This is a genomic window from Microbacterium jepli, from assembly GCF_047237905.1.
Taxonomy (GTDB): domain Bacteria; phylum Actinomycetota; class Actinomycetes; order Actinomycetales; family Microbacteriaceae; genus Microbacterium.
Map to the genome: position 1 here is coordinate 1,605,258 of NZ_JBDFLW010000005.1, position 13,744 is coordinate 1,619,001.

A 13,744-nucleotide genomic window follows, 5' to 3' on the forward strand; every position below is an offset into this window, starting at 1 on the left:
CCGGGAAGGGAGCCACATCATGACCACGACCCTCATCACCGGCGGCATCGTCGTCAGCGCGACCGGGCGGGTACCGGCCGACGTCCTCATCGACGGCGAGCGCATCGTCGCGGTGCTCGCACCCGGATCCGTGCTCCTCGGGAGCGACCTCGCGGCATCCGTCGACACCGTCCTGGACGCCACCGGCAAGTACGTCATCCCCGGGGGCATCGACGCCCACACGCACATGGAGCTGCCGTTCGGCGGCACCGCGGCCTCCGACACGTTCGAGACCGGCACGCGCGCGGCGGCATGGGGCGGGACGACCACGATCATCGACTTCGCGGTCCAGCGCACCGGCGAGCGCATCCAGGACGGGCTAGCCGAGTGGCACCGCAAGGCAGCCGGCAACTGCGCGATCGACTACGGGTTCCACCAGATCATCGGGGGCGTCGACCACGACGCCCTGGCCGCCATGCCCGGCCTCATCGACGAGGGCATCACCAGCTTCAAGCTGTTCATGGCCTATCCGGGCGTCTTCTACTCCGACGACGCGCAGATCTTGAAGGCGATGCAGGTCTCGCGCGACACCGGCCTGCTCACGATGATGCACGCGGAGAACGGCCCGGTCATCGACGTGCTCGCCGAGCAGCTGTACGCCGAGGGGAAGACCGACCCGTACTTCCACGGCATCGCACGCGCCTGGCAGATGGAAGAGGAGGCCACCCACCGCGCGATCATGCTGGCCAACCTCACGGGGGCGCCGCTCTACGTGGTGCACGTCAGCGCCAAGCAGGCGGTGGAGCAGCTCGCCTGGGCCCGCGACCGCGGGCAGAACGCGTTCGGCGAGACCTGCCCGCAGTACCTCTACCTGTCGCTGGAGGACCAGCTGGGCGCATCGAGCGAGGAGTGGGGCCGGTTCGAGGGCGCGAAGTGGGTGTGCTCGACGCCGCTGCGCTCCCGCGCCGAGGGCCACCAGGACTCGATGTGGCAGGCCCTGCGGACCAACGACCTGCAGATGGTCTCCACCGACCACTGCCCGTTCTGCATGAAGGATCAGAAGGAGCTCGGCCTGGGCGACTTCCGGAAGATCCCCAACGGCATCGGCTCCGTCGAGCACCGGATGGACCTCATGTACCAGGGCGTCGTGACCGGCGAGCTGACCCTCGAGCGCTGGGTGGAGCTCACGAGCACCACCCCCGCGAGGATGTTCGGCCTCTACGGGCAGAAGGGCGTGATCGCGCCGGGTGCCGACGCCGACATCGTGATCTACGACCCGAACGGGCACACCTCGATCGGCGTCAACGAGTCGCACCACATGAACATGGACCACTCCGCCTGGGAGGGGTTCGAGATCGACGGCCATGTCGACACGGTGCTCTCGCGCGGGCGGGTCATCGTCGACGGCGGCGTCTACCACGGGTCCGCCGGACACGGCCGGTACGTGAAGCGCAGCCTCAGCCAGTACCTGATCTGAGGACGGACACATGGATTTCGGAGCGGTCCTGCAGACCAACCCCCCGGCGTCGCGCACCATCGCGCTCGCCAAGCTCGCCGAGCAGCACGGCTTCTCGCACGTGTGGACGTTCGACTCGCACCTGCTGTGGCAGGAGCCGTACGTCATCTACAGCCAGATCCTCGCCGAGACCCGCAGAGTCACCGTGGGGCCGTTCGTCACGAATCCGGCGACGCGCGACTGGACGGTCACCGCGTCGGTCTTCGCCACCCTCAACGAGATGTACGGCAACAGGACGGTTGTCGGCATCGGCCGCGGAGACTCCGCCGTGCGGGTGACGAACGGGAAGCCGACGACACTGCGCGAGCTGCGCGAGTCGATCCACGTCATCCGCGAGCTCGGCAACTCCCGCGAGGTGGAGTACAACGGCGCGACGCTCCGCTTCCCCTGGTCGGTCGGGAGCGAGCTCGAGGTGTGGGTGGCCGCCTACGGCCCGCTCGCGCTGAAGCTCGCCGGCGAGGTGGGCGACGGCTTCATCCTGCAGCTCGCCGACGTCGACATCGCGAAGTGGATGATCCAGACGGTGCGGGATGCCGCGGAGAAGGCCGGTCGCGATCCGATGAGCGTGAAGATCTGCGTCGCCGCCCCCTTCTACATCGGCGACGACCGGGCCCACATGCGCGACCAGTGCCGCTGGTTCGGCGGGATGGTCGGCAACCACATCGCCGACATCGTGAGCAAGTACGGCCAGCACGGCGCCGTGCCCGAGGCGCTGACCGACTACATCGCCGGCAGGCAGGGCTACGACTACAACGAGCACGGACGCGCCGGCAACACGCACGCGGACTTCGTGCCCGACGAGATCATCGACCGCTTCTGCCTGCTCGGCTCCGCGGCGGATCACATCGCCAAGCTCGAGGAGCTGCGCTCCCTCGGCGTCGACCAGTTCGCGGGATACCTCCAGCACGACAACAAGGAGGAGACGCTGCGCGTCTACGGCGAGACCGTGATCCCCGCGCTGTCCGCGCACGTGACGGCGAAGCAGTGACGGCCGCGGGGCTCATCGACGCCGCGGGTCCGCCGCCGTCCCTACGCCGCAGGCGGGTCGGGCGACGTCGCGCGGTCGGCTGGCTGTGGGGCGCCGCGGGGCTGCTCGCCGTCGTGGCCGTCTGGGAGCTCTACAAGCTCCTCGGCCCGGCGAACGGCGTCGTCATCGGCGATCTGCGCGTGCTCCCGCGCACCACCGATCTCGCGATGCCGCACGTCTGGGACATGGCCGCGCGGATGCTGGAACCCGTCACCTCCGCCGCGACCGCCCGCCCGCTGTGGCTCGAGGTCGCGCTCGCCGCGCTCGTGACCCTCGGCATCGCGGCCGTCGGCTGGCTGGTCGGCCTCGTGGTCGGCATCGCCCTGGCGATCGTCATGCAGCGCTGGCGGATCGCCGAGTGGGGCCTTCTGCCTTGGATCATCCTCAGCCAGACCGTCCCGCTCATCGCGTTCGCCCCCGTCGTCAAGAGCTGGGGCTCACGGGTCCAGCTCGGGCCGTTCGAGTGGCAGGACTGGATGAGCGTCGCGCTCATCGCCAGCTATCTCGCGTTCTTCCCGATCGCCGTGGGCGCCCTGCGCGGGCTGCAGTCGCCGGACCGCATCCACACCGAGCTCATGCACACCTACGCGGCCGGCACCTGGCAGACCTTGACCCGTCTCCGCTTCCCGGCGGCCGTGCCCTACCTCATCCCCGCGCTGCGGCTCGGTGCCGCGAACGCCGTCGTCGGCGCCGTCGTCGCCGAGGTCTCGACGGGGCTCCAGGGCGGCATCGGCCGCATCCTCATCCAGTACGCCGGTCAGGCCTCCGGTGATCCGTCGAAAGCCTGGGGCCCGATCTTCGGCGCCATCGCGCTCGGCCTCGTCGCCGCCGGGTCCGTCGCGCTCCTCGGCGTCATCCTCTCGAACTACCGACGCGTGGAGGTGGGGGCATGACCCTCGAACAGCAGACCCAGGCCGAGCGGACGACGGCCCCCGCCGTCGAGGTGACTGGAGTGGACAAGGTCTTCTCCACGCGATCCGGCGACGTCCGCGCGCTGTCGGGCATCGACCTGACGGTGGCGCCGGGGGAGTTCGTCTCGCTCATCGGCCCGTCGGGGTGCGGAAAGTCGACACTCATGCGGCTGGTGGCCGACCTCGACCAGCCCACCTCGGGCAGCGTGCGCGTCTTCGGCAAGACGGCCGACCGCGCTCGGCGCGATCAGGACTACGGCATCGTCTTCCAGCAGGCGGGTCTCCTGCCCTGGCGGACGGTGTCGGCGAACGTCGCCCTCCCTCTGGAGCTGCATGGGACGGATGCTGCGGCCCGCCGCTCCCGCGTCGCCGAGCTGCTCGAGATGGTCGGTCTCACGGACTTCGCCGATCGCTACCCCGATCAGCTGTCCGGAGGCATGCAGCAGCGCGTCGCGATCGCCCGCGCGCTCGCCGAGCAGCCGAGCCTGCTGCTGATGGACGAGCCGTTCGGCGCCCTCGACGAGATGACGCGCGAGCGCATGCAGAGCGAGCTCGTGCGCATTTCATCCGAGACCGGCGCCGCCGTGGTGTTCGTCACGCACTCCATCCCCGAGGCGGTGTTCCTCTCCGACCGGGTGGTCGTGATGTCGCCGCGCCCCGGGCGCATCCAGGAGATCGTCCCCATGGCGCTGGAGTCGGAGCGCACCGAGGACCTGCGCGAGGACACCGCGTTCTTCGGCATGGTCACCGCCGTCCGCGAAGCCCTCCACCAGGGCACCCCCACGGCGCGCGGGGTGGAGAACCGGTGATGGCCGCAGCATCCGTCGCCCCGTCGTCCCGGGCGCGCGCGGGGGGAGGGGAGAGCGCCCTGCGCATCATCGCGCCGCTCGTCGTCGGCATCGTCGTGCTCGGCGGGTGGCAGCTGCTCGTCTCGGTCGGCGGAGTGAGCGACTACCTGCTGCCCAGCCCGGCCTCGATCGCCGAGGAGCTCGTGGCGTTCGCGCCGGCCATCCTCGCGGCGACCGCCATCACGGGAACGAACGCCCTCGTCGGCCTGGTGGTCGGGGCGATCCTCGGGATCCTCCTGGCGGCGCTCGCCGCGCGCTGGCGCGTGCTCGACATGATGGGCGCACCCGTCGTCGCGAGCCTCGCCGTCATCCCGATCGTCGCGCTCGCACCGGTGCTGAACTCGATGTTCGGCGCCGACAGCCAGTTCGGCCGGCAGGCGATCGCCGCGCTCGCGTCGTTCGTGCCGATCTTCCTGAACACGCTGCGCGGGTTCCGCCAGGTCATCCCGGTGCACCGCGACCTGATGACGGCTTACGCCGCGAGCGGCGGGCAGGTGCTGCGCACCGTGACGCTGCCGACGGCCGTGCCCTTCGTGTTCACCGGCATCCGCATCGCCTCCTCGCTCGCGGTCATCTCCGCCCTGGTCGCGGAGTACTTCGGCGGGCCGCGCGGCGGGCTCGGCGGGCTGATCTCCACGTCGGCGGCCACCAGCGCCTACGCCCGGGCGTGGGCCTACGTGTTCGCCGCGATCATCCTCGGACTCCTGTTCTACGTCGTCACGCTCGTGCTCGAGCGCCTCGCGACGCGACGGCGGAGCGCCTGACGCGCCTCGCCGGAACACGCCCTCCCCGCACCTGCACCGACCATCTGCTCCATCCCCGCACCACAGGAAGACCCGCACCACAGGAAGACCCGCACCACACGACAGAGAGAAGGATCGACATGAGACACAGCACACGCCGCATGCTCGCGGCCGGAGCCCTCGCCCTCACCGGCGTGCTCGCCCTCGCGGCCTGCTCGGGCGGCTCCGGAGGCGGAGCCTCCGGCGACGCGTCGGGCGGGGGAGACCTCACCCCGGTGAAGCTGCAGCTCCAGTGGCTGCCGCAGGGACAGTTCGCCGGATACTTCGCCGCGGTCGACCAGGGGTTCTTCGCCGAGGAGGGCCTGGACGTCGAGATCATCCCCTCCGGCGGCGACGTCGTGCCCCAGGACGCGCTCGCCAACGGCGACGTCGACTATGCGATCGCCTGGGTTCCGAAGGTGCTCGGCTCGATGGAGGCCGGCGCGAACCTCACCGACATCGCCCAGATCTTCCAGCGCTCCGGCACCCTGCAGGTGTCGTGGGCGGACTCGGGCATCTCGTCGGTCAAGGACTTCGAGGGCAAGAAGATCGGCTCATGGGGCTTCGGCAACGAGTGGGAGATCTTCGCCGCCATGGCGGCGCAGGGCCTGGATGCCTCGACGGTGCAGATCATCACGCAGGACTTCAATATGAACGCCTTCCTGCAGGGCGACATCGACGCCGCGCAGGCGATGACCTACAACGAGTACGCGCAGCTGCTGGAGACGACCGACCCCGACACGGGGGAGCTCTACCAGCCGTCCGACTTCAACGTCATCAGCTACGAGGACACCGAGGGCGCCATGCTCCAGGACGCGATCTGGGCCGACACGGCGAAGCTCGAGAGCGACACGGCCTACCAGGAGACGACCGTCAAGTTCCTCAAGGCCGTCATCAAGGGCTGGGCGTACGCCGCGCAGAACCCGGAGAAGGCGTCGGAGATCACGATCGCCGCGGGCTCCGGCTGGGGCCCCAGCCACGAGCTGTGGATGGTGAACGAGACGAACAAGCTGATCTGGCCCTCCGACGCCGGCATCGGCATCATCGACGTGGCCGCGTGGGACAAGACCGTCGACGGCGCCCTTGCCGCCGTCAACGAGACCGGCGCCCACCTGATCACGTCGGCGCCTCCCTCGACGGCGTACTCGAACGAGTGGATCCAGAAGGCGCACGACGAGCTGGCCGACGCCGGGATCGACCTGACCGGTGCGGACTTCAGCCCCATCGAGGTCACCCTCACGGAGGGCGGCCAGTAGACCGCCGCGGTCTCGGGGACGTCCCCACCGCGCGTGCGCGGCGGGGATGCCCCCGGACCGGGGCGTGGCCCATAATTCAGTCATGACCGACACCGTCCAGACCGATCTCGACGCCCGCACGCGGGAGCTCGATCGCGCGCACGTGTTCCACTCGTGGTCCGCGCAGGCGCTGATCGACCCGCCCGTCCTCGCCGGAGGCCTCGGCAGCACGGTGTGGGATCACTCGGGTCGGCGATGGCTCGACTTCAGCAGCCAGCTGGTCAACGTGAACATCGGCCACCAGCATCCCGCCGTGCTCGCCGCCATCCACGCGCAGGTCGACCAGCTGGCCACCGTGGCTCCGGCAACGGCCGCGCTCGCACGCGGCGAGGCCGCGCGGCGCATCGTCGACCGGGCGCCCGACGGGTTCGAGAAGGTGTTCTTCACGAACGGCGGCGCCGACGCAAATGAGAACGCCATCCGCATGGCGCGCCTGCACACCGGTCGCGACAAGGTCATCTCGACCTACCGCTCGTACCACGGCAACACCGGGGCGGCGATCGTCTCCACCGGCGATTGGCGCCGCATCCCGAACGAGTACGCGCGCGGTCACGTGCACGTGTTCGGTCCCTACCTGTACCGCTCCGAGTTCTGGGCCACCACCCCCGAGGAGGAGTCGGAGCGCGCACTACGCCACCTCGAGCGCGTCGTGCAGGCCGAGGGCGCCGCGAGCATCGCCGCCATCCTCCTCGAGACCGTTCCGGGCACGGCCGGCATCCTCATCCCGCCGCCCGGCTACCTCGCCGGCGTGCGCGAGATCTGCGACCGGTACGGCATCGTGCTGATCCTCGACGAGGTGATGGCCGGGTTCGGACGCACCGGACGCTGGTTCGCCTTCGAGGGCTACGACGTGGTGCCCGACCTCATCACCTTCGCCAAGGGCGTGAACTCCGGCTACGTCCCCGTGGGCGGCGTCATCATCTCCGACGCCATCGCCGGCGACTTCGACGAGACGGTGTTCCCCGGCGGACTCACCTACAGCGGTCACCCGCTGGCCGCGGCATCCATCGTCGGCGCGCTCGACGCCATGGAGGCCGAGGGCATCGTCGACAACGCCCGCCGCATCGGCGCCGAGGCCATCGGCCCCGGCCTCGAGGAGCTCGCGGAGCGGCACGAGCTCATCGGGGAGGTGCGCGGCGAGGGCGTATTCTGGGCGCTGGAGCTGGTCTCCGATCGGGACGCGCGCACGCCACTGACGGCGGGCGCCATGGGAGAGATCAAGAAGGGTCTCTCCGCCCGAGGACTGCTGCCGTTCGTGCAGGACAATCGCATACACGTGGTGCCGCCGTGCGTCGTGACCGACGACGAGGTGGCGCAGGCGATGACGATCTACGACGAAGTGCTCGGCATCGCAGGGCGCGACTGACCCCACGAGGGCAGGCCGCCACAGGATGCCGGAGACTCCGGCGCCGACAGAGGGAGAACCCATGACCGACACCCGCATCGCGGACCCCGCCTCGACCGAGGCCGACATCGCCGTCCTCGACCACTGGGTGGGGGGTGCGCCGTGGGCGGGCGAGTCCAGCCGCACCGCGCCCGTCTACGACCCGGCGCGGGGCATCGTGCAGCGCGAGGTGCGCCTGGCGACGACGGCCGACGTCGACGCCGCCGTGGAGGTCGCGCGCGCCGCGTCCGCCGGCTGGCGGGATGCGTCGATCGCCAAGCGCCAGACGGTCATGTTCGCGTTCCGCGAGATCGTCAACGCACGCAAGGAGGAGCTCGCGGCGATCCTCACCTCCGAGCACGGCAAGGTCACCTCCGACGCGCTCGGCGAGATCGCTCGCGGGCTCGAGGTCGTCGAGCTGGCGTGCGGCGCGGCCAGCCTCACGAAGGGCGCCTACTCCGAGAACGTCTCCACCGGCGTCGACGTCTACTCGCTGCGCCAGCCGCTCGGCGTCGTCGGCATCATCAGCCCCTTCAACTTCCCGGCGATGGTGCCGCTGTGGTTCTTCCCGATCGCGATCGCCGCCGGCAACGCCGTCGTGCTGAAGCCGAGCGAGAAGGACCCCTCCGCGGCCAACTGGCTCGCGGCGGCGATGTCGGAGGCGGGGCTCCCCGACGGCCTGCTCAACGTCGTGCACGGCGACAAGGAGGCCGTGGACGCGCTGCTCGTGCACCCCGACGTCCGCGCCATCTCCTTCGTCGGCTCCACGCCGATCGCGAAGTACATCTTCGAGACCGCCAGCGCGCACGGCAAGCGGGTGCAGGCGCTCGGCGGGGCGAAGAACCACATGCTCGTCCTGCCCGACGCCGACCTCGACCTCGCCGCCGACGCCGCCGTCAATGCCGGCTTCGGCTCTGCGGGCGAGCGCTGCATGGCGATCTCCGTGGTGCTGGCGGTCGACGCCGTGGCCGACGAGCTGGTGACGCGGGTGAAGCAGCGCATGGCGACCCTGCGGACGGGGGACGGCACGCGCGGCACCGACATGGGACCCCTCATCACCGAGGTGCACCGCGACAAGGTCGCCGGCTACATCGACGTCGCCTCGGCCGACGGCGCGACGGTGGTCGTCGACGGCCGCGACGACGAGTTCGACGGCGACCCCGACGGCTTCTGGCTCGGCCCCACCCTCATCGACCGGGTGCCGACGTCATCGTCCGTCTATCGCGACGAGATCTTCGGGCCGGTGCTCTCGATCGTCCGCGTCGACGGTTACGAGGACGGCCTGCGCATCATCAACGGCAGCCCCTACGGCAACGGCACCGCGATCTTCACCAACGACGGCGGTGCCGCGCGGCGCTTCCAGCGCGAGGTGCAGGTCGGCATGGTCGGCATCAACGTGCCGATCCCGGTTCCCGTGGCGTACCACTCCTTCGGCGGGTGGAAGGACTCGCTCTTCGGCGGCGCGAAGGCCTACGGCGAGCACGGGTTCGACTTCTTCACGCAGGAGAAGGCGATCACGTCGCGCTGGCTCGACCCCTCGCACGGCGGACTCAACCTGGGCTTCCCGCAGCACGAGTGAGCGACGGCGTCCGCTCGCCGCCCGGATCAGCCGGCGGCGAGCAGGACGACGCCGCCGATGAGGGATGCCACGGCCAGCGCGAGCGCGATGGCCACCAGCACCACGTGCACGCGCAGGAACGCGGTGGCCCGGCCCGCGGCATCCCTCGCCCGCGGGTCCTTCGCGACACGGCGCAGGAACTGCGGCCACGCGACGACGTTGAACAGGGCGTTGGCGAACAGGATGACGGCCAGGGCGATGTGCACCGTTCGAGGCTAATACCGTCGCCGGATGCCACGATGAGCCTATGGACGCACTCCGCAGCTGGCAGCACGACGAGGTCACCCTGGCGGGCGAGACCCACGAGGTGTGGCGGAAGGGCTCCGGCACCGGGGTCATCGTCATTCACGAGATCCCCGGCATCGACGACCTGCTCGTCGCCTTCGCGGAGGAGGTCGTGGCGCGCGGGCACACGGTGCTGCTGCCGCGGCTCTTCGGCACGCCCGGCGCGGGATTCACCGCGCGCAACATCGCGGGCGACCTCGCCCGGTTCTGCGTGCGTCGCGAGTTCTCCACCTTCGCCCGCGGCCGCACGAGCCCCGTCGCCGGCTGGCTGCGCGCACTCGCCCGTCGGCTGCACGAGGACGTCGGCGGTCCGGGTGTCGGGGTCGTCGGAATGTGCTTCACCGGCGGCTTCGCGCTCGCGATGATGGCCGACGCGCCGGTCATCGCTCCGGTGCTGGCGGAGCCGTCCCTGCCGTTCCCGATCGGGGCGAAGCGCGGCGCCGACCTCGGTCTGAGCCCGCTCGACCTCGTCGCCGTGACGCGCAAGGCGGCGGAGGGATGCGAGGTGCTGGGGCTGCGCTACCGGACGGACGCGGCGACCGGCACCCGCTTCGACACGCTCCGTCGTGAGCTCGGCCACCGCTTCATCGCGGTCGAGTTCGAGGGGAAGGGCCACTCCGTGCTCACCCACGACCGCCAGGAGGAGGGGGTCTCCCGCGTGCTCGACTTCTTCGACGAGAAGCTCGGCGTCGACGCCTGACGCGGCTGAGGGCTCACTGGTGCTCGGGCAGGATCGGGCTCGACCACCCGGGGTCGCGTCCGAGCTGCGCCGCGCGTGACAGCGCCGCGGCCCCGAAGCGGTCGCGCACGGCGTCGAGCGCGGAGTCGAGCCGGGTGCCCTCGTCGTCGTCGATCGCCAGTTCCGGCGGTAGCGCGTCGGCCGTGTCGAGCTGCGAGAGCGAGATGCCGATCAGGGTGATGCCGCGCGCGGCGATCTCCGGGGTGGCCGCGGCCAGGAGTGTGCGTGCGATGTCGAGGAGCATCACTGTGCGCTGCGTCGGCATGCGCAGCGTGCGCGATCGCGTGGCCTTGGCGTAGTCGCCGTACCGCAGCCGGAGCACCACCGTGCGGCACGAGCGCTCCCCGTCGCGGAGCCGCCGGGCGAGGCGGTCGACGATCTGGCTCAGGATGACGTCGAGTTCTTCGGGCGTGCGCGGGCCGTTGCCGAGTGCCCGCTGCGAGCCGATCGAGCCCCGGCGTCGCGTCGCCTCGACCGGTCGCGGGTCGCGCAGGCGCGCGAGGGCGTGCAGGTGCGCACCCGCCGCGCGGCCCAGCAGGCGTTCGGCGGCCGACTCCTCGAGCTCGGCCAGCTGCCCGACGGTGCGGATGCCGAGCCGGTGCAGCTTCTCCGCGGTGACCGCGCCCACGCCCCACAGCCGCTCCACGGGCAGGGGCAGGAGGAACTCCTCCTCGCGGTCGGGTTCGACCACCAGCAGGCCATCGGGCTTGCTGACCGCGCTGGCGACCTTGGCCAGGAATTTCGTTCGCGCCACCCCGACCGAGATCGCGAGCCCGGCCTCGGCCTTGACGCGGGCGCGGAGCGCCACCGCGACCTGCTCGGGGGTGCCCGCGATGCGGCGCAGCCCGCCTACCTCCAGGAACGCCTCATCGATCGAGAGCCCCTCGACGAGCGGTGTGGTGTCGCGGAAAATGGCGAAGACTGCTTTGCTGGCCGCCGAGTACGCGTCCATCCGCGGGGGGACGACGACGGCGTCGGGGCAGAGTTCGCGCGCCTGACGTCCGCCCATCGCGGTGCAGACCCCTCGGGCCTTGGCCTCGTAGCTCGCCGCGAGCACCACGCCGCCGCCGACGATCACGGGGCGACCGCGCAGGGAAGCGTCGTCACGCTGCTCGACGGAGGCGTAGAACGCGTCGAGGTCGGCGTGCAGCACGGTGGCCTCGCCCCGCATCCGACCCTCCCGACGTCCGGAGGGCATCGTCGCATGCACGTGCGACATCGCCGCGGGTTGAGTCGACAACCCTGCCGGCAGCGGACCTTCGTCCCTAGGCTGGCGGCGGGGCCGAGCGCCGCAGGCGTGCCGCCCGTCGTGCGGGATCGTCCCGCGCCGAGCGCGGCCCGACGAAGGGATCGACATGTCCGTCACACTCGAGGATGCCCGTCGCGTCATCGCCGCCGCGGAGGCCAAGGCGGTCGACGTCGGCCAGCCGATGAACATCGCCGTCGTGGACGCCGGAGGCAATCTGGTCGCGCACATCCGTCAGGACGGCGCATGGATCGGCAGCGTCGACATCTCCATCAGCAAGGCGTGGACCTCCCGTGCCTTCGACATCTCCACGAAGGACCTGGGTGACAACTCTCAGCCCGGACAGCAGTTCTTCGGCATCCACACGACCAACGGCGGCCGGGTCGCGATCTTCGCGGGCGGGATCCCGTTGTCCCACGACGGAGTGGTCGTCGGCGCGGTCGGCGTCAGCGGAGGTTCGGGCGAGCAGGATCACGCCGTCGCAGAGGCCGCCGCCGCCGCCTTCTGACCCGTCGCCGGATGTCGGCGACGTCAGTCGCCGTCGTCCGCGCCGGCGTCGACGTCCGAAGCCGCTCCGGCGTCCTCGGCGAAGCCCGCACGCGCCACCAGCGGGACGGCGATGCTCGTCACGGAGGCGCCGAGCACGGAGTCGAGGCCGATGCCGACGGGCGCCTCGAGCGTCTCAGCGGGGGAGCCGGGCTCAGCCGGCTCCGACGGGAGACCCGCCCACTCGGACGGCTCCTCGGGACGGGATGCGAAAAGACCCATGCCTCCATTGTGCGCCGGGTCGCGGCATCCGTCCCGTCGATCGGAACGGGCCGGCCACGTCGGTCACGCGGATGTGATGGCGGTGAGGACGGCGTAGGCGACCTGGCGCCCGGCGATGTCGGAGTGTCCGGAGACGAACGCGTCAGCCCGGAGCGAGGAGACGTGGCCCGCGCGGAAGGCGTAGGCGCCGCCGACCTCGATGAGGTCGGTCGCCGGCAGCGACGCCGGGGTCTTGAGCGCGCCGTTCCGGCCGATTCCGCCGTAGGGGTCGTTCTCGTCGCCGAGGCCCGCCCCGACCTGACGGGCGAGTCTCGACGCCACCGGATAGGCGACGCCGACGGCCTTGTCGTTGTGCGTGAAGGTGACGAGCACCGGCCCGCGGATCCTGGCGGGGACGGCGGCGAAGAGACCGTCGGTGCCCGCGTCGTCCCAGTCGTGGGCCATGCCGAAGTGGCTGTAGGCCGCCTGCAGCAGCGAGAGCGACGACACCGGCGCGTCCGCGGCGAGTGCGGCGGCAGTGACCGCGCGGCCGCCGAAGGAATGTCCGACGAGGTGCAGGCGCGCATCGGGGGCCGCGGCGTGCAACTCGCCCAGGAGACGGGCCATGCCCTTCCTGCCGACAACGCCCGCGCGCTCCTTCATCGTGTAGTACGTCGTCACGTTGAGCAGGTTGCGGGCGGCGCTGACCAGTCCGTCGAAGAAGCCGGCCGCCCCGCCGGCCTCCAGCGGGGCGAGGCCCGCCGGATCGATGTCCGCGGCACCGCCGACCGCGGCGGGCGCGGCAGCGTCGGAGCCGCTGTCCTTCGCGGCCTCGAAGAGCTCCGACGGGTCCGCCGTCTTCAGCGCGGTGAAGGCGGCTTCGTCCTCGCCCTTCGTGGAGCGGGGGAGCGTGCCGCGCAGGAGCGCGACGAAGTCGGACTGTGCCGCGGAGTCGGTGCGCAGGCGGGGGATGAGCGCGACGAGGCGCGTCGCCGTGGCGTCGTCCTCGACGCGTGCGCGGACCTCGGCGGCCAGGACGGCAGCGTCGTCCTGGATGCCGGCGCCCGCACCGGAGTCCTCCTCGGCCGCCCACTGGATCGACGGCCAGATCATGCCGACGATGACGATGCGCCGTTCGGTCGCACCCGGGACGCGGTCGCGGACCGCGACCATCGAGGCGACGATCCGCTCGTACAGATCGCGTGCCTGCGCGGGCGTGTTGTTCCATCCGTGCGACAGCAGGATGACGTCGGTGGCGTTCTTCTCACTCACGAGGGAGGCGGCCTCGTCGAGCTGATCGGGTTCCGCGGGGGCGCCCTTCTCGTCGAACCGCACCTCGGTGTACGGCAGTCTCATGATCTCGCCCT

The 13,744-nt window shown here is 71.1% G+C and carries 14 protein-coding genes; 10 read left to right on the forward strand and 4 right to left on the reverse strand.

The features are described 5' to 3' along the window. Window positions 1–19: 19 nt before the first annotated feature. From hydA to ABC304_RS11815, 8 genes are all read left to right on the forward strand, one after another. Entirely contained in the window at window positions 20–1,456 is a 1,437-nt protein-coding gene (hydA, locus tag ABC304_RS11780) for a dihydropyrimidinase (protein WP_412930866.1), read from the forward strand. A gap of 10 nt (window positions 1,457–1,466) precedes the next feature. Next, window positions 1,467–2,483 (forward strand): TIGR03842 family LLM class F420-dependent oxidoreductase, encoded by a 1,017-nt coding sequence (locus tag ABC304_RS11785; protein ID WP_412930868.1) that lies wholly within the window; start codon window positions 1,467–1,469, stop codon window positions 2,481–2,483. Beyond that, window positions 2,480–3,415 (forward strand): ABC transporter permease, encoded by a 936-nt coding sequence (locus ABC304_RS11790; protein ID WP_412930869.1) that lies wholly within the window; start codon window positions 2,480–2,482, stop codon window positions 3,413–3,415. Before ABC304_RS11785 ends, ABC304_RS11790 begins: the two co-directional genes overlap by 4 nt. Further along, window positions 3,412–4,242, forward strand: a complete 831-nt coding sequence (locus ABC304_RS11795) for an ABC transporter ATP-binding protein (RefSeq protein WP_412930871.1) — start codon at window positions 3,412–3,414, stop codon at window positions 4,240–4,242. Before ABC304_RS11790 ends, ABC304_RS11795 begins: the two co-directional genes overlap by 4 nt. Further along, window positions 4,242–5,045 (forward strand): ABC transporter permease, encoded by an 804-nt coding sequence (locus ABC304_RS11800; RefSeq protein ID WP_412930873.1) that lies wholly within the window; start codon window positions 4,242–4,244, stop codon window positions 5,043–5,045. The genes ABC304_RS11795 and ABC304_RS11800 overlap by 1 nt, the downstream gene beginning before the upstream one ends. Before the next feature lie 119 nt (window positions 5,046–5,164). Then, window positions 5,165–6,319, forward strand: a complete 1,155-nt coding sequence (locus ABC304_RS11805) for an ABC transporter substrate-binding protein (RefSeq protein WP_412930875.1) — start codon at window positions 5,165–5,167, stop codon at window positions 6,317–6,319. A gap of 82 nt (window positions 6,320–6,401) precedes the next feature. Next, window positions 6,402–7,724 (forward strand): aspartate aminotransferase family protein, encoded by a 1,323-nt coding sequence (locus ABC304_RS11810; protein ID WP_412930877.1) that lies wholly within the window; start codon window positions 6,402–6,404, stop codon window positions 7,722–7,724. A gap of 61 nt (window positions 7,725–7,785) precedes the next feature. Beyond that, on the forward strand, window positions 7,786–9,321 hold the full coding sequence (locus ABC304_RS11815; protein WP_412930879.1) for a CoA-acylating methylmalonate-semialdehyde dehydrogenase: 1,536 nt from the start codon (window positions 7,786–7,788) through the stop codon (window positions 9,319–9,321). Window positions 9,322–9,347: 26 nt separating this feature from the next. Here the strand turns inward: ABC304_RS11815 and ABC304_RS11820 are convergent, their stop codons facing one another. After that, complete coding sequence (locus ABC304_RS11820; RefSeq protein ID WP_412930881.1) at window positions 9,348–9,566, reverse strand: SCO4848 family membrane protein; 219 nt, start codon at window positions 9,564–9,566, stop codon at window positions 9,348–9,350. A gap of 41 nt (window positions 9,567–9,607) precedes the next feature. Between ABC304_RS11820 and ABC304_RS11825 the strand changes: the two genes are divergently transcribed. Then, complete coding sequence (locus ABC304_RS11825) at window positions 9,608–10,345, forward strand: dienelactone hydrolase family protein (protein ID WP_412930883.1); 738 nt, start codon at window positions 9,608–9,610, stop codon at window positions 10,343–10,345. Window positions 10,346–10,358: 13 nt separating this feature from the next. Here ABC304_RS11825 and dinB read toward each other — a convergent pair whose 3' ends face one another. Next, window positions 10,359–11,555 carry a DNA polymerase IV gene (gene dinB, locus ABC304_RS11830; protein ID WP_412932929.1) on the reverse strand — a complete coding sequence of 399 codons (1,197 nt, stop codon included), beginning with the start codon at window positions 11,553–11,555 and terminating at the stop codon, window positions 10,359–10,361. 184 nt (window positions 11,556–11,739) lie between these two features. On the opposite strand from dinB, the gene ABC304_RS11835 reads away from it, so the two are divergent. After that, window positions 11,740–12,138 carry a GlcG/HbpS family heme-binding protein gene (locus ABC304_RS11835; RefSeq protein WP_412930884.1) on the forward strand — a complete coding sequence of 133 codons (399 nt, stop codon included), beginning with the start codon at window positions 11,740–11,742 and terminating at the stop codon, window positions 12,136–12,138. Window positions 12,139–12,161: 23 nt separating this feature from the next. Here ABC304_RS11835 and ABC304_RS11840 read toward each other — a convergent pair whose 3' ends face one another. Further along, complete coding sequence (locus ABC304_RS11840; protein WP_412930886.1) at window positions 12,162–12,398, reverse strand: hypothetical protein; 237 nt, start codon at window positions 12,396–12,398, stop codon at window positions 12,162–12,164. Window positions 12,399–12,461: 63 nt separating this feature from the next. Next, a complete protein-coding gene (locus ABC304_RS11845) occupies window positions 12,462–13,733 on the reverse strand; it encodes a hypothetical protein (protein ID WP_412930888.1) in 1,272 nt (423 codons plus the stop codon). Window positions 13,734–13,744: the final 11 nt, after the last annotated feature.